This window comes from Rhodococcus sp. YL-1 (genome assembly GCF_001942025.1).
GTDB classification, from domain to species: Bacteria; Actinomycetota; Actinomycetes; order Mycobacteriales; family Mycobacteriaceae; genus Rhodococcus_F; species Rhodococcus_F qingshengii.
Genome location: NZ_CP017299.1, coordinates 4,092,489 through 4,113,304, shown reverse-complemented (window position 1 = coordinate 4,113,304; position 20,816 = coordinate 4,092,489). Strand labels below are relative to the sequence as shown.

The 20,816-nt window shown below is 62.4% G+C and carries 17 protein-coding genes and 1 tRNA gene; 7 read left to right on the top strand and 11 right to left on the bottom strand.

Features of this window, described 5'->3' with window-relative positions; genetic code table 11:
* Positions 1-29 precede the first annotated feature (29 nt).
* Genes BH682_RS19045 through BH682_RS19035 form a run of 3 tightly spaced genes read right to left on the bottom strand, consistent with a single transcriptional unit; the run spans position 30 to position 3,128 of the window.
* Complete coding sequence (locus tag BH682_RS19045) at positions 30-1,169, bottom strand: sulfotransferase family protein (protein WP_075833736.1); 1,140 nt, start codon at positions 1,167-1,169, stop codon at positions 30-32.
* 7 nt (positions 1,170-1,176) lie between these two features.
* Positions 1,177-1,959 (bottom strand): SDR family oxidoreductase, encoded by a 783-nt coding sequence (locus BH682_RS19040; RefSeq protein ID WP_007726165.1) that lies wholly within the window; start codon positions 1,957-1,959, stop codon positions 1,177-1,179.
* Positions 1,960-1,961: 2 nt separating this feature from the next.
* Positions 1,962-3,128 carry a hypothetical protein gene (locus BH682_RS19035; RefSeq protein WP_030537322.1) on the bottom strand — a complete coding sequence of 389 codons (1,167 nt, stop codon included), beginning with the start codon at positions 3,126-3,128 and terminating at the stop codon, positions 1,962-1,964.
* 116 nt (positions 3,129-3,244) lie between these two features.
* Here BH682_RS19035 and BH682_RS19030 point away from each other — a divergent pair, with 116 nt between their 5' ends.
* The 5 genes from BH682_RS19030 (at position 3,245) to BH682_RS19010 (ending at position 8,613) form a co-directional block, all read left to right on the top strand.
* On the top strand, positions 3,245-4,180 hold the full coding sequence (locus BH682_RS19030; protein WP_075833734.1) for a helix-turn-helix domain-containing protein: 936 nt from the start codon (positions 3,245-3,247) through the stop codon (positions 4,178-4,180).
* 143 nt (positions 4,181-4,323) lie between these two features.
* Positions 4,324-5,250, top strand: a complete 927-nt coding sequence (gene cysD / locus BH682_RS19025; RefSeq protein WP_003941285.1) for a sulfate adenylyltransferase subunit CysD — start codon at positions 4,324-4,326, stop codon at positions 5,248-5,250.
* On the top strand, positions 5,250-7,094 hold the full coding sequence (gene cysC, locus BH682_RS19020; protein WP_075833732.1) for an adenylyl-sulfate kinase: 1,845 nt from the start codon (positions 5,250-5,252) through the stop codon (positions 7,092-7,094). The genes cysD and cysC overlap by 1 nt, the downstream gene beginning before the upstream one ends.
* Positions 7,091-8,245, top strand: coding sequence for a 3'(2'),5'-bisphosphate nucleotidase CysQ (locus tag BH682_RS19015; RefSeq protein ID WP_064444076.1), 1,155 nt, complete (start codon positions 7,091-7,093; stop codon positions 8,243-8,245). Before cysC ends, BH682_RS19015 begins: the two co-directional genes overlap by 4 nt.
* Positions 8,242-8,613 carry a limonene-1,2-epoxide hydrolase family protein gene (locus BH682_RS19010; RefSeq protein ID WP_075833730.1) on the top strand — a complete coding sequence of 124 codons (372 nt, stop codon included), beginning with the start codon at positions 8,242-8,244 and terminating at the stop codon, positions 8,611-8,613. The genes BH682_RS19015 and BH682_RS19010 overlap by 4 nt, the downstream gene beginning before the upstream one ends.
* Before the next feature lie 9 nt (positions 8,614-8,622).
* On the opposite strand, the gene BH682_RS19005 is transcribed toward BH682_RS19010, so the two are convergent.
* Together BH682_RS19005 and BH682_RS19000 are read right to left on the bottom strand one after the other, a co-directional pair.
* Positions 8,623-9,774: a N(5)-(carboxyethyl)ornithine synthase gene (locus BH682_RS19005; protein WP_075833728.1), complete on the bottom strand. Its 1,152-nt coding sequence runs from the start codon at positions 9,772-9,774 to the stop codon at positions 8,623-8,625.
* 233 nt (positions 9,775-10,007) lie between these two features.
* On the bottom strand, positions 10,008-10,385 hold the full coding sequence (locus BH682_RS19000; RefSeq protein WP_003941367.1) for a MarR family winged helix-turn-helix transcriptional regulator: 378 nt from the start codon (positions 10,383-10,385) through the stop codon (positions 10,008-10,010).
* Between the two features lie 85 nt (positions 10,386-10,470).
* On the opposite strand from BH682_RS19000, the gene BH682_RS18995 reads away from it, so the two are divergent.
* Complete coding sequence (locus BH682_RS18995) at positions 10,471-12,000, top strand: MFS transporter (protein ID WP_065456552.1); 1,530 nt, start codon at positions 10,471-10,473, stop codon at positions 11,998-12,000.
* Between the two features lie 73 nt (positions 12,001-12,073).
* On the opposite strand, the gene BH682_RS18990 is transcribed toward BH682_RS18995, so the two are convergent.
* From BH682_RS18990 to BH682_RS18975, 4 genes are all read right to left on the bottom strand, one after another.
* Positions 12,074-13,951 carry an FAD-dependent monooxygenase gene (locus BH682_RS18990; protein WP_075835362.1) on the bottom strand — a complete coding sequence of 626 codons (1,878 nt, stop codon included), beginning with the start codon at positions 13,949-13,951 and terminating at the stop codon, positions 12,074-12,076.
* Positions 13,952-13,953: 2 nt separating this feature from the next.
* Positions 13,954-15,282 (bottom strand): MFS transporter, encoded by a 1,329-nt coding sequence (locus tag BH682_RS18985; RefSeq protein WP_075833726.1) that lies wholly within the window; start codon positions 15,280-15,282, stop codon positions 13,954-13,956.
* A 128-nt stretch (positions 15,283-15,410) separates the two neighbouring features.
* On the bottom strand, positions 15,411-16,337 hold the full coding sequence (locus tag BH682_RS18980; protein WP_075833724.1) for a LysR substrate-binding domain-containing protein: 927 nt from the start codon (positions 16,335-16,337) through the stop codon (positions 15,411-15,413).
* Between the two features lie 89 nt (positions 16,338-16,426).
* A tRNA-Arg gene (locus BH682_RS18975) sits at positions 16,427-16,502 on the bottom strand.
* 243 nt (positions 16,503-16,745) lie between these two features.
* Between BH682_RS18975 and BH682_RS18970 the strand changes: the two genes are divergently transcribed.
* Positions 16,746-19,115: a phosphoketolase family protein gene (locus tag BH682_RS18970; protein WP_075833722.1), complete on the top strand. Its 2,370-nt coding sequence runs from the start codon at positions 16,746-16,748 to the stop codon at positions 19,113-19,115.
* 55 nt (positions 19,116-19,170) lie between these two features.
* On the opposite strand, the gene BH682_RS18965 is transcribed toward BH682_RS18970, so the two are convergent.
* Together BH682_RS18965 and BH682_RS18960 are read right to left on the bottom strand one after the other, a co-directional pair.
* Positions 19,171-19,890 carry a DUF305 domain-containing protein gene (locus tag BH682_RS18965; RefSeq protein WP_075833720.1) on the bottom strand — a complete coding sequence of 240 codons (720 nt, stop codon included), beginning with the start codon at positions 19,888-19,890 and terminating at the stop codon, positions 19,171-19,173.
* On the bottom strand, positions 19,883-20,710 hold the full coding sequence (locus tag BH682_RS18960) for a DUF3105 domain-containing protein (protein ID WP_003941378.1): 828 nt from the start codon (positions 20,708-20,710) through the stop codon (positions 19,883-19,885). The genes BH682_RS18965 and BH682_RS18960 overlap by 8 nt, the downstream gene beginning before the upstream one ends.
* Between the last annotated feature and the right edge of the window lie 106 nt (positions 20,711-20,816).

Here is a 20,816-nt window from a genome sequence, read left to right as displayed (position 1 = left end):
TCGTCAGCAAGGTCGTCGACCAACCGTGGTCAGCGAGCTCCGAATCGCTCTTCCACCTGCTCCTTCGTCAGACCGAACTCCTCGAGCGTGTACTTGTGCGACGGTTTGCGAGCACCCGAGCGGCTTTCCTCGTGCATGGCCTCCATCGACTGCTGCGCGGCAGCTGTCAACGGGATGTCGAAGTGCGTGTAGATGTTCTCGACGGTTCCCAGCGGATCGGTGACGAAGTCCTGATAGTCGACGTCGATGAACTGTGCGGGATTGTGGTGTGCGCGTGCACTGTCGAACTGCTCGAGCCCCCTGGCCCACAATTCGAGCTGACTTTCGCCGATCACCTTGTCGGTGAACGTGTTCGACCAACCCTCTGTAGCCTGGGCGGCCAGGCTGCACACCGACGGAATGATCGTCGTAGGGGAGCGGTGAGTCTGAATGACGAGCGCGTCGGGGTACGCCTCCATCAATTCGTCGAGCGCGAACAGGTGGCTCGGGTTCTTGAGGACCCACCGTCGATCCTGATCGGGCAGACCGATCAGCTGCAGGTTCTTCTTGTGTCGTGCATAGGCGTTCGACCACTCCTGGTCCTTCAGCCATGCGGAGTACGTGGGTAGATTGGCCAGACACTCGTACGACACGGACTTGAACGTCTGACGCAAGAGTTGCCAACATTCTTCGACTTCGCTGGCCGACATGTAGTGCACGCCCATGAATTCGGGATGCTCGACGTGGTGTTGACCGAATGTCTCCTCGATCTTGGCGAAGACCGGGTTCGATTCCCACGTATCGCGAGGCGGGCGAGGCTGAGGGAACTCGGTCAGCCACATCTCGAGGCCCTGGTGAGCCGGGTCGACCGTGAGGAGGCGGTGCAGGGCAGTGGTGCCGGTGCGCGGCAATCCGGTGACGAAGATCGGCCGCTCGATCTTGACGTCGGCGTGCTCCGGATGCTCCTTCCATGCGGATTCACTGAGCAGACGTGCCACCAGGGCGCCGCGAAGGAATACCCGAGAGATCTTGCTGCCGAACGGCGTCAGATCCTCGTCGCGGTCGTAGGACTCGAGCAGGACCGACAGAGCTTCGGTGTAATCGTCGACGCCGAAGTCCGTCAGTCCGGTCATCCGCGTCGCCGAGGCGTGGAGATCCTCGACGGTGCCGACGTGAGTGCGTTCAGTCATGGTGCTCCTAGTGATGGAATTCGCCGCAGTTGACGTCGATGCATTGGCCGGTGATCGCGCTGGCCATCGGAGACGCCAGGAAGATCGCCGCGTCGGATACTTCATCCGTCGTCGGCAGGCGCTTGAGGTCGGTGTTCGACGCAGTGTGCTCGTAGATCTGCTCGACGGTCATGCCGAACTTCTCCGCCTGGTGCGCGAAGTATCCCTTGAGGGTGTCTCCCCAGATATAGCCGGGTGCAATCGAATTGACACGAATTCCCTGCGGGCCGAGTTCGGTGGCCAGGGACTGCGACATGGCGAGCAGGGCCGACTTCGCCATCTTGTAGCTGCCGTAACGCTCTTGCGAATGCCGCAACACCATCGAATTGATGTTCACCACGGAGCCGTCCGACTCGGCAAGTGCCGGCGTGAACAGCTGAGTCAGGCGCAACGCACCCAGTACGGTCAGTTCGATGCTGTCGCGGATGTGCTGGTAATCGGTGCGAGCCAACGGTTTCATCGACGGAATCGAGAATGCATTGTTGATCAGAGTGTCCACTTTGCCGTAGGCGGCAATGGACTCGGCCACCAGATTCTCGGCGGAAGCCTGGTCGGTGATGTCGGTGGCAACGGTGACGGCGCGCCCACCGGCATCGACTATTTCCTTCGCAACGTCGTCGAGTCGCGATTGCGTACGTGCTGCGAGAACAAGACTCGCGCCGGCCGACGCACATCGAAGGGCCAGAGCGCGGCCGAGTGCCGGGCCGACTCCGGAGATGACTACTACACGGTCTTCGAGCAAGGCGGTCATGATTACCCCAGCATTCGGTTGTCGATGGCGGCCTGGCGCTGGGCAATGCGCGCTGCCCAGTCCTCGGCGGTGATGGCGTTGGTGTCGAAATGCGGCAGGTGCTTCGCAATATCTGCGACGGCGACGATTTCGACGGTGGGACCGTCCTGCGGCGTCAGCTCGCGGGACACGCGCTGCCAACGGAACTGCAGAATGCCGCGCGGATGTCCGACGGTTTCGATCCAGTTGGTGACACCGGGGTTCTTCTCGCTGACCACCATTCGAACCATCCCGTCCGGATCGACCTGTGCCTGGCCGTTGTTGAGGGAGGTCTGATGATTGACGTAGTCCAGTGAGATGTACCAGAGGCTCCCCAGTTGGAAGCCGAGATACGGTGCGTCGGAGGCGGGAACGGTGATGATCATCGCCTGCTCGTCGGTGAGTTCGTAATGTCCCACCGACGAGTACTGCGTTGCCAGCCCGCCCGGTGTCAGGCGTGGTTCGGTCATGGTGTTGACCGCGAGCTTGAGGTAGAACCACTCCGGGAACTGGAGCCACGTCTTGACCCGCGTGACCAGTGCCTTCCCAGCCCGGGCGTAACGCTTCTCGGTCTCTTCGGCGGTGAGAGGTGGCGGCGCGATCCCGATCGAATCGGTGCGCTCGATGCGGATCACGCCGCGCTGCTGACTCCAGTCGCTGTAGACCTCGCGAACGACCAGCTGCGAGGATCCGGGCGCCAGGGTGTAGTAGTTGGCTCGTCCGTCGGCGGGGCCGGGGCCGAACCAAGCGACGAAGTTGCCGTCGTCGTCTATCTCCAGCTCGCGGTCGTCGAAGGCAATTTCGCTTCCGGGAACGTTCGAGTTGGTGTAGTTCCCACTCAACACTTGGAAGCTGAGATCGGCTGTGGTGCCGCGCTTTCCGGTGACCTTGTATTCCTTGTCGTCGTTGATTCGGGCGCCGAAGTATAGAGTGTCGGGGTTGTCGAGGCCCATCTTGGTGAATGGTCCGGTGCCCTGGATGAAACTCGGATGGGTCTTTTCGCCGGCCCAGGCGGCATGCGTCGTCGCGATGATTCCGCCGGCCAGATATTGGTATCCCTCCAGTAGATCCTGTTCGGATCTGATGTGCGGCGCAGTCTCGATCAATTTCTCGGCTTCGGCGATCGCCTCGGCAAACGGGTCCGTCAGCACGCTGGCTCCTCACAGTTCCGACTATGTCGCCGGTCCAGAGCGTCGTGGTACAAATATGTACCTATTTGGTAGATGTTGGGTATTTCGACAATAGAACGCGTTCTAGGGAGTGGTCAATGGGTGGACCGGAGAAGACGCCTGAAGAGGGACGCCCGAGGGGGAGACAATCGCCTCCCACCGAACGGGTGGTTCAGGTGCTCGACTACCTCGTCGGCCGCCCTGATCAGCGGTTCGGGCTGTCGGAACTGGCCCGCGCGCTCGAGATCAGCAAACCCACCTGCTTGGGAATCCTCACGGCGCTGGCTGATCGTGGATACCTGACTCGGGACGAGGTGTCGAAGACCTATGGGCTCGGTCCGGCCTTGATCGCGGCCGGACGTGCAGCTCAGCGAGGATTTGCCGTCGGACCCATTGCCCGCACCCATCTGGAGAAAGTGAGCACGGAGTTCGGGACGACGTGCACGGCGTCCGGTGTGATCGGTGATCAGATCAGCGTTCTCGAAGTGACCGGACCGATCGGCGCGCGTCGCGCTGCCAAGGTCGGTCAGGTGTACCCGTTCGCTCCGCCGGTCGGGCTGATGTACGTCCTCTGGGGTTCGGATCACGACATGGATAGTTGGCTGGGCAAGGAACCCAGTTTGCCGGTGCGCTTGGATCGCGAGCGTCTGTGGAACGTGGTCCGGGAGTGTCGCGCCGCGGGGTACCTGGTCGAGAGTCTGGATCCCGTCGGGCAGCGACTGCACACGCTGATGGCGGGCGTTGCGACGCACGATCTTCCGCCGGAGGTGCGTGAACTGCTCGGTGAGATGGTGTCGAGCCTGGGCGAGAGGGTGTATCTCGGACGCGACATCAGCTCTGACGACGAGCATCCCGTCAGTCTCATCGCGGCCCCGACCTACGACGCCGAGGGGCATCAGGCCCTTGTGCTGACACTTTATGTGGGTGGGGCGATCACGGGCGCCGAGATCGAGCGCCGCGCCGCGGTGCTGGTTGCGGCGGCGGATGCGGTGACGGCGGAAGTTGGTGGCAGGAGTCCGGTTCGCGGTCTGTGACGTCTTATTGCCGGTCATTGACCTTTGGGTAGAACGAGTTCTATTCTGTGATTGCGTTCAATTTAGAACCAGTCCGGTACATAAATGTACCGATGCGGAAATGGTGTTCCGCACGGAGTACGTGATGCTCAGGAGCGAAAGACATGGCAACACTCCAGACCCCGCCCGCCTACGAGTTGTCGCATCTGCGAGCACTCGAAGCGGAGGCGGTCCATATTTTCCGCGAAGTCGCAGCGACTTTCGAAAAGCCGGTCCTCCTGTTCTCCGGAGGTAAGGATTCCGTCGTGATGCTGCACGTAGCGGCCAAGGCATTCTGGCCTGCCCCACTGCCGTTCGCTGTGATGCACGTCGACACCGGTCACAATTTCGACGAGGTGATCGAATTCCGCGACCAGACGGTCGATCGCTTCAACCTGCGTCTTGTCGTCTCCAGCGTGCAGGACGACATCGACGCCGGACGCGTCATCGAGGACACCGGAGTCGGTTCCAGTCGCAATCGCCTGCAGACGCACGCGTTGCTGCGCGGAATTCGCGACAACAAGTTCGACGCCGTGTTCGGTGGTGCTCGCCGAGACGAGGAGAAGGCGCGCGCCAAAGAGAGGGTGTTCAGCTTCCGGGACGAGTTCGGGCAATGGGATCCGAAGGTGCAGCGACCTGAACTGTGGAACCTGTACAACGGCAAACACCGTAAGGGCGAACATATTCGGATCTTCCCGCTCTCCAACTGGACAGAGCTCGACATCTGGCAGTACATCGAGAGCGAGCAGATCGACCTCCCCGGCATCTACTACGCCCATCGTCGCGAGGTGGTTCCACGCGACGGAATGTTGTTGGCACGCACCCGTTTCCTCGAGCTTCGCGCCGGCGAAGAGTCCTACGAGGCGTTGGTGCGCTTCCGTACGGTCGGCGACGCAACGTGTACCGGATGTGTCGAATCGTCGGCCGAAACACCGGGCGCTGTCGTGGAAGAAGTTGCGGCGAGCCGTATCACGGAGCGTGGCGCAACCAGAGCTGATGACCGGATTTCCGAAGCTGGCATGGAAGATCGTAAGAAAGAGGGGTACTTCTGATGCCGCAACTGCTGAGAGTCGCTACAGCGGGCAGTGTCGACGACGGAAAATCGACACTCATCGGCCGCTTGCTCTACGACTCCAAGTCGATCTTCGAGGACCAACTCGAGGCCGTGGAACGGAGCAGTCGAGAACGCGGCGACGAGTACGCCAACCTCGCGCTACTGACCGACGGATTGCGCGCCGAGCGTGAACAGGGCATCACGATCGACGTGGCCCACCGGTATTTCGCGACCCCTCATCGGAAGTTCATCATCGCGGACACTCCCGGGCACGAGCAGTACACCCGCAACATGGTGACCGGCGCGTCGACGGCCGACCTTGCCCTGATCCTGGTGGATGCTCGCAAAGGGGTGCTCGAACAGACGCGGCGGCACGCCTTCTTGTCCACTCTCCTGGGGATACCCCACCTCGTGCTGTGTGTGAACAAAATGGACCTCGTGGGCTGGTCTCAGGAATGGTTCGAGGAGATCAAGGAAGAATTCCGACAGTTCGCGATCAAGTTGGACGTCCACGACCTGACGTTCATTCCGGTCTCGGCGCTGTTGGGGGACAACATCGTTGCCCGGACCGAGAACATGTCCTGGTACGACGGGCCTTCTCTGCTGCACCATCTCGAGCAGGTGCACATCGCGTCGGACCGCAACTTGATCGACGCTCGGTTTCCGGTGCAGTACGTGATCCGTCCGCAGAAGCAGACCGACGCCGACCTCCACGATTTCCGTGGATACGCCGGAACGGTAGCCAGTGGCGTCTTCAAGCCCGGCGACGAAATCGTGGCTTTGCCTTCAGGATTCACCTCGACGGTGAAGGCAGTCCACGGGCCGGGCGGTGACGTGATCGACGAAGCGTTTGCGCCCTCGGCCGTCTGCATCGAGCTGACCGACGACCTCGACGTCAGCCGCGGGGACCAATTGTGTCGGCTCAACAACCGGCCGCAGGTCGGGCAGGAAATCGATGCGATGGTCTGTTGGTTGACCGAACAGACAACTCTGTCGGAGAACAATCGCTACTCGTTGCTGCACACCACGCGCTCCACGAAAGCGCAGATCGTCAAGCTCGACTACCGGCTGGACGTCAATTCTCTGCACCGCGACGAGAAGGCAGAATCTCTGTCCCTCAACGAGATCGGCCGCATCTCGATCAAGACGCAGCAGCCGTTGATGTTCGATCCCTACCGCCGCAACCGCGTGACGGGCAGCTTCATTCTCGTGGACGAGACCACGGGCAATACCGTCGCCGCCGGAATGATCAACGGTCCGACGCTCAAGGAATCGCGCGTCGTCTGGCACAGTTCGGAGGTTTCTCGCGAGGAACGTGCGACTGCCGGCGCCACCGTGTGGCTCACCGGTCTCTCGGCCTCGGGTAAGTCGACGATCGCGGTGGAACTCGAGCGGCGGTTGGTGGCCGCGGGTATCCCGGCGTACCGCCTCGACGGCGACAACCTCCGGCACGGATTGAACGCGGATCTGGGATTCAGTGCCGATGACCGCGCCGAGAACGTCCGCCGAGTCGGCTCGGTGGCGCAGTTGTTCGCTGATTCAGGTGCAGTGGCAGTGGCCTGCCTGATAAGCCCGTACCGCGAAGATCGTGATCGAGTGCGGGCGGCGCACGAGGCCGCCGGGCTGAAGTTCGTCGAGGTCTACGTCGACACCCCGATCGAGCAATGTGAAGCCCGAGACCCCAAGGGCATGTACGCCAAGGCCAGGGCCGGGGAAATCACGGGATTCACCGGAGTCGACGATCCCTACGAAGCTCCGACAAGTCCCGAGCTGGTGATCAGACCCGAAGACGGAACGCCTACCGAACTTGCGCTGCGAATTATGGAAGTGTTGGACCGGTGAGCGAATCCACACACAGCAGAATCGCCGACGAGGCACTCGCGGCGGAATTGGCGCAGGCCGCCGGTGCGATCCTCCTGGGGATCCGAGCCGAGGGTCTGGGTGTCGACGACGGTCGTGAACTGGGCCGCCGGGGCGACAAGGCCGCCGATTCCTACATCCTCGACCGGTTGGCTGCCGAGCGGCCGGGTGATGCCGTGCTCTCTGAGGAATCTGCCGACGATCGCAGTCGTCTGGATGCAGCTCGGGTCTGGATCATCGATCCGCTGGACGGCTCCAAGGAATACGGCTTGCCGAATCATGCGGATTGGGCAGTGCACGTGGCGCTTTGGGAGCGCGGTCGCGGAATTACCGCAGCCGCGGTTGCTCAGCCGGCGCTCGGAGCGGTGTACTCCAGTGACGACGAGGCAGCTTCGGTTGCCGCCAACTCGCCGCTCCGCGTAGTAGTCAGCGGATCGCGACCACCCGCATTCACCGAAGCGGTGGCAGCCGAACTCGGCGCCGACGTGGTGCACATGGGATCGGCCGGCGCCAAGGCGATGGCGGTGGTGCGCGGCGAGGTCGACGCGTACCTGCACGCCGGTGGGCAGTGGGAATGGGATTCGGCTGCACCCGTCGGCGTCGCACAGGCGGCGGGACTGTATTGCAGCCGCATCGACGGTTCGCCGCTGCTCTACAACGAATCTCATCCGTACCTGCCGGATCTCGTGATCTGCCGACCGGAGTTGTCGGAGTCGATCCTGGGCGCAATTGCCAAGCACTCCACGGAGTCTGCGGTCAGCGGACGCGTCGCCATGGCGCGTGAATACGTGAACGCATTGCTCACTCATGACGCAACGAAGGTCCGCTTCGCCGCCGACGCCTGGCGGGTCGAGAACGGTCAGCGAACCGGTGACAGCGGCGCCTTCATCAGCAACGAGCTCGAACAAGGCCAGCAATATCGCGGAATCGTGGCGATACGTGAACTCGCGCTGCGTGAGTGGGGCGAGAGCGTCGTAGCCCGGTATCTGCTCGACCTCGGAACACCTGGCCAGGCACCGGCCGTCACGGTTTTCGTGACCGAGTACTTCGGGATACCGGCAGGCGAGATCGAAAGCATCCTGGCAATCATCGAACCCCACGAAGACGATTCGAAAGAGGCTGGCACACAATGACACCGGACAAGCTGGTCACCGAATTCTGCGCACTGTGGGCAAATGCCGATGTCGCGAAAATTGTCGACTACTTCACCGATGACGTCGTTTATCACAACATCCCGATGGAGCCCGTCGGCGGTCGCGAGGCCGTCCGGGCGTTCATCGAGCAGTTTGTCGGTGCCTTCGGCAACATCGACTTTCAGATCAAGCGTCAGGTCGCGGACGGCAACACCGTCATGAACGAGCGCATCGACGTCTTCACTATCAACGGCGCCGAGGTAGCGCTCCCGGTCATGGGGGTGTTCGAAGTCGAGGACGGAAAGATCAAAGCCTGGCGCGACTATTTCGACATGGCACCGATCAACGCGGCAGCCGGCCAGGCCTGATCGGGGCGCCTACTCCGCGATGACAGCGTGCGGGTAGTCCGCCGAACGGTGCTGGAAACGCGTAATGGCGGGATTCACGATGACGCCGTCACGGATTTCGATGGAGCGGTCGACGGTCTCGTCTGCCTTCCAGGCCGTCTCTCCTGCCATCACAGTGGGCAGGTAGGGAAGAAGTGATTCGCTGATCTCCCACGACGCGGAGTTCCACAGGTATGACGGACTGTGGTCGACACCGTAGTAGGTGATGTTGTCACCGACGATGAAGGTCGGCTCGGCAAACGAGGTGGGGCGAGCCCAACTGAAGCCCATGCCTTCGTCGCACGATACGTCCACGATGAGGCTGCCGGGTTGGAAGTCCATGAGGTCTTCCTCGGTCAGGAACGTCAGTGGGGCGTCCGTGTTCTGCAGTACGCAGTTGACGACGATGTCGTGCTCGGCCAAGAAACCGGGCACCGGCACGCTGTGGTTGTCGAGCATGACGTGGCTGCCACGGACGTCACCGTTGTTGTTGTCGAACGAGACCATGCGCGCCGAGTGGATGGGGGAGCTGACGGCGGTGACTCCACGCTGGGTGAGGACGTCCACTTCGTGGATACCGTGCGCCTTGAGTGCTGTGACCGCGCCGCGTGCAGTGGCTCCGAAACCGATCACGGCAGCGGTGAGACGCCGGCCGTAGTCACCGGTGGAACCGATCAACTGCAGGGCGTGCAGTACCGAGCAATAACCGGCGAGCTCGTTGTTCTTGTGGAACACATGCAGATTGAACGATCCGTCGCTGTGCCAGAAGTTCATGGCCTCGAAGGCGATGAGAGTCAGTTTCTTGTCGATCGCGATCTGTGTCAGTTCGGTGTCCTGGACACAGTGCGGCCAGCCCCAGAGAACCTGACCTGATCGTAGCTCGGCGAGGTCACGCACCAACGGCTTCGGTAGCAGAACCACATCGGTTTCCGCCAAAATCTGCTTGCGCGTGCGGATTCCGGCAACGAGGCGCGAGAGGTAGTCGTCGGAGTAGCCGAAGGGGTGGCCGTAGCCTTCTTCGAGGTAGATCCGAGAACGTAGTTCGGCATCGATGCGATCGAAATGCGCAGGATGGATCGGCAACCGGCGTTCTGCCGGTTTGCTCGACTGTCCGATGACTCCAAGGGTGCGTGCGTTGTTCAATTGTGTATCTCTCGATAGGAGCAGGTAGAGATGTCAGGCAGGAGCCTGAGGGACTAGCAGAAGCCGCAGGAACGCTGGCAGATTGCCTCGGCCAGGACCGCGTGAAAGCGTGCTGGCTGCGCTGCTGTCGATCGCCGACGGCAACAGAAAGGCGCGTCGGTATGTTCTCAGTCTAGTCCGGAACGGCCCTCGCCCGGTGGCCGGGCGTTGTGTCGTGCTCCGCTGACGTGTGGCTACTGCTCGCGCAGGCGTGAATCCAGTACGGCCAGTTGGATTTTGCTGGCGTCCGCGTGTACCTGACGTCCTTTGTCGGTGACGTCGACGAAGACTCCGCGCCGGTCGGCCTCGCACAGTGCTCGCTGAACCAGTCCGGCCTTCTCGAGACGGGCCACGCTACGGGAGAGCGCGCTGGGACTCAGGTACATCTCCGAGGCAAGCTCCTGCATGCGTGGACGTTCGCACGTGGCGTCCATGAGTCGGTCGAGAGCCTCGAAGTCGCTCATGCTCAGCCCATGCGCCGACTGCATCTGGCGATCGAGTTCGCACGCGATGTCGTTGTAGCTGGTCGACAGCGAGCGCCAGGTGTTGCGCAATTCGGATTCCGACGTCACGACCGCATTCTAGTTGAAGACTCGATTACGTGCAATTGCATTAAATGCTTGTGCATTATGTGCATGTGCATCTATTCTCGCTGACGTGACTTGCACAGACTCGACACTCAAACCATTCGATTCGCCGGAAGCCCCGGTTTCTACGGAATCCTCGGATCCGGCCACAGGGGAGGGCTGGTCCCTCAAGCTGTGGGGCATCCTCGCGGTGCTCTGCCTCGTGTTGTTCCTCGACGGTCTCGATGTGTCGATGGTGGGCGTCGCTCTTCCGTCCATCGGCAATGAACTGGGCCTGTCCACTACCTCGCTGCAGTGGATCATCAACGGCTACGTCCTCGGATTCGGCGGCCTGTTGCTACTCGGTGGACGTACCGCCGATCTTCTCGGGCGCAGGAAGGTCTTCCTGATCGCGCTGACCGTCTTCGCAATCGCCTCGCTGGTCGGTGGCCTTGTCGACAACGGAACACTGCTGATCGCATCACGATTCGTGAAGGGATTGGCTGCCGCCTTCACCGCTCCGACCGCAATGTCCATTCTCACCACGACGTTCAAGGAAGGTCCGGCCCGTAACCGTGCGCTGTCGGTGTTCTCCGTGTTCGGCGCCAGTGGTTACTCGTCCGGTCTGATCCTCGGTGGGCTGCTGACGAGTGCCGGTTGGCGATTCACGTTCCTGATGCCGGTTCCGTTTGCCGTCATCGCGCTGATCGGTGGGTACTTCCTCATTCCGCGGGACCGTCCCGCAGATACCGGGGGACACGACCTCGTCGGCGCCGTCACCCTGGTGACGGGAATGCTTCTCACGGTGTACACGATGGTTTCGGCTCCGACCCGTGGATGGGCACACCCGATGACGCTGGGTTCGTTCGCCGTCGCAGCCGTGCTTCTGGCGACGTTCTTCTTCGTGGAGAAGAAGGTGGCGCATCCGCTTGTGCGACTCGGGCTTCTGCGCGTCGGCACCATCGTTCGTGCAAATCTGGCCATCATCGCGCTCTTCGGTTCCTACCTGAGCTTCCAGTTCATGATGACGATCTTCCTGCAGTCGGCCCTCGGCTGGTCGCCCCTGAAGATGGCGATGGCACTGCTGCCCGCGGGCATCATCGTCGCATTCGGATCGCCGTTCGTCGGACGGCTGGTCGACCTGTACGGCAGTGCCAAGCTCATCATCGCGGCACTGACGTCGCTCAGCGTCGGGTACCTCTGGTTCCTCTTCGCGGGCAGCGATTCACCGTCGTACGTCGTGGCGATTCTGCCGAGCGTCATCCTGCTCGGACTCGGATTCGCGCTGGGGTACACCTCGATCATGGCCCAGGCCACCTCGGGTGTCGACGACTCGGAGCAGGGTTTGGCGTCCGGGCTGGTGAACACCTCCGCTCAGGTCGGTGCGGCGCTCGTGCTCGCTCTGACCACTGCCCTCGTGACCGCTGGATCGCACACCGCGTCCGGCGCCGGTACCGCCGGATTCGAGCAGTTCCATCCCGGACTGATCCTGGTTACCGGAGTCGCGCTGGTGGGCTTGGCGATCACCGTCTCGCCGCTGTTACGTGGAAGGTCGCAGCGGGGAAGATCCGTGCGTGAAAGGCGCGCTGAGGAAGAAAAGGAATTGGCCGAGGTCAACTGAATACTTGCTTCATCCGCGAATGCGCTCGGCCGCGTAGGAGACAATCCTGCGCGGCCGAGTTGCTGTGTCTGAACTATCGGGTGGCAGATTTCAGGGCAGCGTCTTTCAGTGCTACGTCGAAGCTCGTCGACGTAGCTTGCGAACCGAGAATCAAGGCAAGGCGCACCAACATGGCTTCGCGGTCGGACGGATCAGCCTGATCGAGTGCGTTCGACAGTGCCAACCAGACGTGCTCGCGATGGCCCTCGTCGTCGACCACCGCAGTTGTCGCCGACTGTGCCGTATCGAAGTGCGTCGGCGCAGTGCCGGCGGTGAGGTGTTTGGCCACGTCGTTCAATTGCGTGGGATCGCTGATGCGGCACAGCACCAATCCGTCGGGCCGAATCACGAAGATCTCGCCGACACGAGCGCCGAGGGCAGATGCGAGATTGCCTTCGGCATCGGGAACCGTGGAGTCGGTAGTTCCCACGGTGATCACGCGTACGGTTTCCGGTGCAAGGGCCTGAGCAAGGATTTCGGCTTGCGTGTCGAGTTCGGATACCAGCTCAGCTGACAGTCCGAAAGCCAGCAGGCCGAATCCAGTACCGCGCAGACTGTTCAAGGAGGTAGATGAACCGTCCGCCGAGACCTGGACGACCCTGTCTTCCAACGGATCGCCGGGTAGTACGCCCTCGGCGCCCGCAGCTGTCGGCCACGTCAGCGGGGAGAGCCGGGCGTGCGTCGCACTCGACTGGCGCGGGTTGATGAGGTGCGCGAATTCGCTTCGCTTGGTGGCGAGTTCGAGTACGGCATCGCGGGTGGTCCGGTAGCCGTGACTTCCCGGCGACATGATGAGCGTCGACTTGCCTGCGTTGTCGACGTTCTGCTGCCACGCGCTGCGACGTTCCTTCGAATACGCGTCGAGGATGGTGGAATCGGCAGCTCCGTTGATGACGGCGGCTAGTTGCCACACCAAGGTCTCGGCGTCTTCCATGCCCGAGTTCAGGCCGCGAACACCGAAGATCGGAACGAGATGCGCGGCGTCGCCGGCAAAAAGCACACGGCCGTGAGTGAAATCTTCCAGAGCGAGTGCGTGGGCGCGGTAGAAGCCGAACCATTCCAGGGTCCAGGGGATGTCGCTCTGGAGCCATTCGAGGTGACGCGTGATGCGGTCACGGATGCGATCTTCTTGCGTCTCCGCTTCCGGATCGTCCGAGGCGTCGAGCTGGTAGTCGATGCGCCAGATGTCCCGTGGTTGGCGATGCATGATGATCGTGGACCCCGGGTTGCTGGGTGCGTCGAACCACACCAGACGCTCGGCCGGGAGTTCCGATTCCCAATGAATGTCGGCAATGACGTAGTTGCCCTCGTAGCTGTTGCCCTGCAAGCGGATTCCGCTGAGTTCGCGTATCTTGCTGCGTCCACCATCGGCGGCAACGACCCACGCCGCGCGCAGTTCGCGGGTTCCGAACGCGGTGTCGACGGTCAGAGTCACCTCGTCGTCACCGACGGAGATGCCGGCGATCGACGACGACCAGTGGAAGTTCACCAGTGGGTAAGCGAGCAGCTTGTCGGTCATGATCTGCTCGAACTCGGATTGCGAGACGTTGACCATGGGTCCGCGCGCGTCGTGCTCGGCGGATGCCATGCGGAACTGCAGTACTTCCTGATCGCGGTAGTAACTCCGACCACCCACCCACGGCAGAACGATGTCTTCGAGCTCGGCACCGAAGCCGAGGCGTTCGGCAACTTCGAGGCTGTGGCGTGACACGCAGATCGCGCGACTGCCGAACGAGACCTGATCGGCTGCTTCGAGAATCGTGACGGCAATGCCGCGCTGCGCCAAGCCCATGGCTACGCCCATGCCGACGGGGCCGGCTCCGACGATCACGACGGGAAGTGCGTCGGCCGAAGGCGCCAGGGAAGCGAAGTCCTCGGGTGCGTACTTCTTCGGATGAAAGTAGGTCGACATGGTCACGAGGCTTTCTGTGCGGCAGTGTTTTTCGGGATCAATTGAGGTTCCGGGAGCAGCAGGATGGAAACCAGGCTGATCACGGCAATGATCACGAAGTACACGGTGATGGCGAACGAGGTGTCGAAGGCGGCGTAGAGCGCGGTGGCGATCATCGGGGCCAGACCGCCGCCGAGGATTGCGCCGATCTGGTAGCCGAGTGACGCTCCGCTGTAGCGGATGTGTGCGGGAAACAATTCGGCGAACAGTGCAGCTTGTGGGCCGGCGCAGCAGCCGAGCGTGAAGCCGAGGGCGATCATCGATACGAGCATCACCGGAACGATCGCTGTGTCGATCAGCGGAAAGAACACCGCTGCCGCCACTACCAGGGTGATCGAACTGCGGATGTAGACGGTCCGGCGTCCGAGAGTGTCCGACTTGTGAGCGCTGAAAGCCATTCCCGCCATCCAGAACGGGCAGGATGCGATGAGAAGGAAGAGCATCGTGGTCTTGCTGAAGCCGAGTTCGGTCTCGCCGTACTTGAGGACGTAAACCATGTACGCGTAGGCAATTCCGTTGGTGGCGATGAAGGTTCCACCGGCGAGGAGCACTGTCTTCCAGTGTCTGGTGAGAACCTCGAGAATCGGCATGGACTCCGCCGGTGCTTCGGACTTCGACGCGGTGAACTCGTCACTTTCCTCGAGGCCGAGTCGGATCCACATCGCAACGCCCACCAGAACTGCGCTGAGCAGGAACGGGATTCGCCATCCCCAGGAGTTGAATGCATCGTCGTCCATGAAGGCGGCGAGGGGGAGATAGACGAGATTGGCCACCAGTACGCCTGCGGGAACACCGATTTGTGGTGCGCTGCCGTACAGCCCCTTCCTGCCCTCCGGTGCGTTTTCGGTGGCGACCAGAACTGCGCCGCCCCACTCGCCGCCGACACCGAGTCCCTGAACGAATCGCAAGGTCACCAGGAGTATGGGGGCAAAGACGCCGATAGCGGCGTAGTTGGGTAGCAGCCCGATGGCAACGGTGGCGCAGCCCATCAGCATCAACGAGGTGACCAACATGGATTTGCGTCCGATGCGGTCGCCGAAGTGGCCCATCACGATTCCGCCGATGGGACGCGCGACGAATCCGACGGCGAGGGTGGCGAAGGCGGCGAGGGTGCCGGCCAGATCGGACGTGCCGGGGAAGAACTGCTTGCCGAGCACGAGTGCGGCGGCGGTGCCGTAGATGAAGAAGTCGTACCACTCGATGGCGGTGCCGACAAAGCTGCCGAGGGCGGCCTTACGCGCCTTGACCGTCGCGGCGGCGCGCGTTGCGGTCGGTGAGGCGATGGAGGTCATGAAGTGCCTTTCGAGATGAATGTGGCTTGAAGAAACAATGACGTGCGCCACAACAATTGAAAAGCGAAAGAATTGGAGGTTCTTGCACGGAAAATACGTGGAACCAGCTCCGCTGCCTGGTAGCGGGACTATTGGGCAGGTTCTGAGGGTGAAACGAATTCTATGAAAGCGCGTGCGACGCGGCTGAGGCGAGTGTTCTGGTGCCAAGCGAGAACTACGTGCACCGACGGCACGGCGGGGGAAGCGATGGTCTTGACGACCACCTCGAGCCCCTCGTACGTGACGTCGATCTTGGGCCGCTGGAGTAGCAGCGTCCAGCCGAGGCCACGGCCGACAAATGCCCTCGCCGTCTCGAAGTTCGCAGTTCTGTAGGCAACCTTCGGGGCGAATCCGCCTGCGCGACAGACGTCGAGCGCGTGTTTGGTGCTCGGCGGCGCGTCGAGGAGAACCATCGGGTGTTCCGCGAGGTCCGGAAGATGGATCGGTCGCTCGGACCGCGCGAGTGGGTGTTCTGCACCCAGGACGATCAAGGGTTCGCGGATGGCCAACGGAACTGTGCGCAATTGTGGAGACAGGTCCAATTCGTAAGCGATCGCGAGGTCCAACTCGCCGTTCTCGAGATGTGTCTGGAGCCGATTCTGAGTGTCCTCGCGGAACTCCACCTGCGCGTCAGGATTCTCACGGGTGAACCCGGCGATCATCGACGGCAACACCGTCGGCCCCAGAGCGGGATAACAGCCGATCGCGATGGGCCCCGACACGCTTCCGCCGGTTCCGAGCGCATCGGATTCGAGTTCCCCGGCTTGCTGAAGTAGCGCCCGGGCGCGCACCAGAACGGATTCACCGGTGCGGGTCAGTTGAATGCCGAATGAGCGACGGCGAACGCACAGTTGAACTTTGAGCGCGCGTTCGAGTTCGGTGAGCGCCGCGGACAGGGCGGAAGGAGAGAGGTGCAGGCGCTCGGCCGCGGCACTGATCGTTCCGGTCTCGGCTACCGCGACAAACGCAGCAAGCTGACGCATCGTGTACGTGGGAGCAGGATCGATGCGAGGCATGAGATCGACAGTAGTCGGGTAGATTGCCCTGACTATTTTGGTGTGGCACCGTGAAGAGGTCGACGATCAATCGCTGACCTGCGTCTTCGTGGTGCCCCCGGCAGGATTCGAACCTGCGACCTTTCGCTCCGGAGGCGAACGCTCTATCCCCTGAGCTACGGGGGCGCACCGAACTTTCGGTGTGCCGATTGGGCTGCGTTAGCGTAGCGCATCACGGGGGGACAAGACCAAACCGGCACCCGCCTCGGCATGGCGTCGTCGCGGGAGGTAGTCGAGGATGCGGCCGGGGACCATGGTCGTCGAATCATCTGTACCGACTGACTCGGATGCTTTTTACGCCTAGGCTCGGCTCTGAGCACAGGCTCGGGCGGACTGCTCGGGCACCCTCGTGAGGTACGGGAGTCGTTGATGACCGATCACCACTATTCCGAAGACCAGCTCGCGCTCGACCTGAAGTGGTGGGCAGCGGCCAACTATCTGACCGTCGCGCAGATCTATCTGAAGGACAACACGCTTCTGCGGGAACCGTTGCGTGCCGAGCACATCAAGCCCCGACTGCTCGGGCACTGGGGGACCAGCCCCGGCTTGTCGATGATCTACACGCTCCTCAATCGGCACATCGTCGCCACCGGCGCAGACTGGCTGTACGTGACCGGTCCCGGGCACGGCGGTCCGGCGCTGGTCGCGTCGACGTATCTCGAGGGAACGTACTCGGAGATCTATCCTGAAGTCTCGGACGACGCCGAGGGCATCCACCGGATGTGTCGGCGATTCTCCGCTCCCGGCGGAGTGCCCAGCCATGTGAGTGTGCAGACACCAGGAAGCATCCACGAAGGCGGCGAGCTCGGCTACGCCCTTGCCCATGCGGCCGGCGCTGCCTTCGATCATCCGAACCTCGTGGTGGCCTGTGTGATCGGCGACGGCGAAGCGGAGACCGGGCCGTTGTCCGGTTCGTGGAAGCTCCCGGCGTTCCTGAATCCACGACGCGACGGCGCGGTGCTGCCGATCCTGCACGTGAACGGTGCCAAGATCGCCGGGCCGACGGTCTACGGACGCAGCAGCGACGAAGACATCCAGGCCTATCTTGGTGGACAGGGGTGGGCGCCGATCGTCGTCTCCGGTGACGACCCCGACGCGGTGTTTCCTCAGCTGTATCAAGCGATCTCGCAGGCGTACGAGAAGATCCGCGAGATGCAGGGTGCCGCGCGCCGCGGAGAGGAGTGGACGGGTTCGTGGCCGGCAATCGTGTTGCGGACGCCGAAAGGATGGACCGGTCCACACACCGTCGACGGAATCTTGGTCGAGGGCACACATCGTGCGCACCAGGTGCCGTTGTCCGGCGTGCGAAGCAACGAATCACATCTGCGGCAACTCGAAGAGTGGATGCGGTCGTACCGTCCGGACGAGTTGTTCGACGCCAACGGATCACTCGTCGCGGAACTGGCGGCGCTGTCGCCGACGGGGGACAAGCGCATGGGGAGCACTCCCTACGCGAACGGTGGACGACTTCGCGTCGATCTCCCGATGCCGCCGCTCGAAAAGTACGCGCTTCCCATCCAATCCCCGGGTTCGACCTTCCACGAGACGACGCGAGTGCTCGGCGAGCTTCTGCGCGACATCTACGCCGCCACGGAAACCGAGGACAGCGGCGGGATCTTCCGACTCTTCTGTCCGGACGAGACGTCGAGCAATCGCCTCGGCGCCGTATTCGAGACAACCGATCGCTGCTGGCAACTGCCGATCACCGACTACGACGACGGGCTGTCCGCGGACGGTCGTGTCATGGAGGTCCTCAGCGAGCACCTCTGCGAGGGATGGCTCGAGGGCTATGTGCTGTCGGGCCGACACGGGATGTTCGCGAGCTACGAAGCATTTGCGATGGTGAGCGTGTCGATGCTCATCCAGCACGCCAAGTGGCTCCAACATGCCGTCGACCTGCCGTGGCGGGCGTCTGTTGCTTCGCTCAACGTGCTGTTGACCAGTACGTGCTGGCGCAACGACCACAACGGATTCAGTCATCAGGGCCCCGGCATGATCGACGCCGTTATTCCCTTGGCACCCAGTGTGATCCGCGTGTGGCTGCCGCCGGATTCCAACACGTTGCTCTCGATCTCGGATCATTGCCTGCGTAGTACCGACCACGTCAACCTGATAGTCGTTGACAAGCAACCGCACCTGCAGTACCTCACGCTCGAGCAAGCGCACGAGCACTGCGCGGCGGGCGCTTCGGTCTGGGAATGGGCCGGAACCGAGGCTCGCGGACAGGAACCGGACGTGGTCCTGGCCGCCGCGGGAGATGTGCCGACGCAGGAGATCCTGGCTGCTGCACAGTTGCTGCGCGATCACACACCCGAACTGATCACCCGCGTCGTCAACGTCGTCGATCTGATGGCCTTGCTGACGCCAACCGAGCATCCCCACGGATTCGGGGAGCGGGTCTTTCTCGATCTGTTCTCCGCGCAGACCGACGTCGTGTTCGCATTCCACGGATACTCGCGTGCCGTGCACGAACTGATTCACGGGCGTCCGAGTCCCGAGCGCTTCCACGTTCGCGGATTCAGTGAACAGGGAACAACCACAACACCGTTCGACATGGTTGTCCTCAACAAGATGAGCCGCTACCACCTGGTGATCGAGGCGCTACGACGCTCCAAGCGTCGGCCGGCCGGGGCGTCCGAGTTGGCGGAGTTCTGCCGCACACAACTCGAAAAGCACTCGCGTTACATCGTCGAGCACCTCGAAGACATGCCGGAAGTAGAAAACTGGACCTGGTCCTGAAATTCAGGACCAGGCCCAGTTGGGTCTGAACATTCTCGGCTCAGTTCAGTTCTGCTCAGTTCATGGGCAGTGGCATTGCGCCGCGAGCTGCCAACATGTCGGTCATCAGCTTGGACTCGCTCTGCTGCGTGTTGACCATCGTCTGCGCCAGGCTGCGCACCGGCCCCTCGGTGGCGTCGGCTGCTGCGTACTCCATCATCGGAAGCCCACCTTCGTGGTGACGAAGCATCAGCTGCAGGAACAAGGTGTCGAGTTGCAGACCTTCCGCTGCGCGGAGAGCCGCAAGGTCCTCGGGGGACGCCATGCCGGGCATGGTGTCGACCGGCCCGGAATGACTCATGTCCATCGTGGCCGAAGTCCCGTGCGATCCATGGCCGGAGCCCGAATCGGACGACATCCACTTCATGTACGGGCCCACCTTGGACAGCGGCTGATCCCACATGGTCAGCCACGCCTGCATCTGACCGAGCTGGTTCTGCTGCGTGGTCAAGATGTCGAACGCGAGCGTGCGTACGTCGTTGTCGGTGGACTTCGTCAGGGCGATGGACGCCATGTCGACGGCCTGGCTGTGATGCACGCTCATGTCCTGCGCGAAGCCCACGTCCACCGAATCCGAAGCCGGAACGGTCAGTGACGACTTCGCATCGGGTCCGAGGAGGTTGGTCAGTGCGCCGAGCGCAAAACCGACGGCGATCGCGCCGATCAGACCGATGATCAGCAGTGCGGTGCGCTGACTCGGCTTCGAAGACTGATCGGTGTTCGTCGAACTATCCACCGGCGGGAATCTGTTCGTCGGTGGCCGGGGTAGCGCCCGTGCCGTCCATCTGGATGGCGTCGGCGCCCGGAGGTGTCGGATCGAACGGCGACGTCGACGGAGTGAACAGCGGGTTGGTGCAGCTCGCGCCGACCTCGGGGTAGACGTTCGGGTTCTGGTTCAGCGCAGTGATGAACTGATCGATGCGATCGTCGTCGGCCTTGTCGATCTCGAGGCGATGGCCCCACGACTGCAGAGAAATGGGGCTGCTCTGACCGGGGTACGGCGACATCAGCATGTAGGACTTGCCGTTCACGCGTCCGGCGAGACTGTCGATCTGGTCCTGGTCGACGAGATCGGGGTTGTACGTGATCCAGATGGCGCCGTGCTCGAGCGAGTGGACGGCGTTCTCGGTGCGAATCGGGTCGGCGTACACGGTTCCGGTGCAGTTAGCCCAGGTGGCGTCGTGCGGGCCACCGAACGGCGGGGTCTGGTCGTACGCCACGCGCTGAGTGGAATCGACGTGCTGGCCGGCCGGGTACTCGATCTTGAGGACGCCGTCGATCTTGTCCGACGGATCCTTGTTCTCCGAGCTGTACTTGTACGGCTCGAGGGCCTGCCGCTCCTCGACCTTGGGCCACAGATTGATACCGAGCACGGCGATGAGTGCGAGCACAGCCACACCGGCGCCGATCGACAGCCAGGGGATCTGGCGGGGAGCGGGGACGCCGCCCTTGCCCTTCTTGGCCGGCCGACTGTTCTTGTTGGCGGCCTTGATGGCCTTGGCTGATTTGGCCCCGGAGTTCTTGTTGGGACCGCGACTATCGGAACCGCTTGGCATCGATTGGGCTCTTTCGGTGTGTGGGCTTGAGGTGTGGCGCGCCCGCGCATGAAGGTACGCGGTGGTAGCTCGGGCATTACCACTGTACTTTCCGAGTCTGAGGGCA

What these genes read in the sequence shown, in the direction of transcription:
- cysC (WP_075833732.1), top strand. Translation starts at nt 5,250, where the DNA reads ATGCCGCAACTGCTGAGAGTCGCTACAGCGGGCAGTGTCGACGACGGA.
- cysD (WP_003941285.1), top strand. Translation starts at nt 4,324, where the DNA reads ATGGCAACACTCCAGACCCCGCCCGCCTACGAGTTGTCGCATCTGCGA.
- BH682_RS19030 (WP_075833734.1), top strand. Translation starts at nt 3,245, where the DNA reads ATGGGTGGACCGGAGAAGACGCCTGAAGAGGGACGCCCGAGGGGGAGA.
- BH682_RS18970 (WP_075833722.1), top strand. Translation starts at nt 16,746, where the DNA reads ATGACCGATCACCACTATTCCGAAGACCAGCTCGCGCTCGACCTGAAG.
- BH682_RS18960 (WP_003941378.1), bottom strand. Translation starts at nt 20,710, where the DNA reads ATGCCAAGCGGTTCCGATAGTCGCGGTCCCAACAAGAACTCCGGGGCC.
- BH682_RS18985 (WP_075833726.1), bottom strand. Translation starts at nt 15,282, where the DNA reads ATGACCTCCATCGCCTCACCGACCGCAACGCGCGCCGCCGCGACGGTC.
- BH682_RS19045 (WP_075833736.1), bottom strand. Translation starts at nt 1,169, where the DNA reads ATGACTGAACGCACTCACGTCGGCACCGTCGAGGATCTCCACGCCTCG.
- BH682_RS19040 (WP_007726165.1), bottom strand. Translation starts at nt 1,959, where the DNA reads ATGACCGCCTTGCTCGAAGACCGTGTAGTAGTCATCTCCGGAGTCGGC.
- BH682_RS19010 (WP_075833730.1), top strand. Translation starts at nt 8,242, where the DNA reads ATGACACCGGACAAGCTGGTCACCGAATTCTGCGCACTGTGGGCAAAT.
- BH682_RS18980 (WP_075833724.1), bottom strand. Translation starts at nt 16,337, where the DNA reads ATGCCTCGCATCGATCCTGCTCCCACGTACACGATGCGTCAGCTTGCT.
- BH682_RS18990 (WP_075835362.1), bottom strand. Translation starts at nt 13,951, where the DNA reads ATGTCGACCTACTTTCATCCGAAGAAGTACGCACCCGAGGACTTCGCT.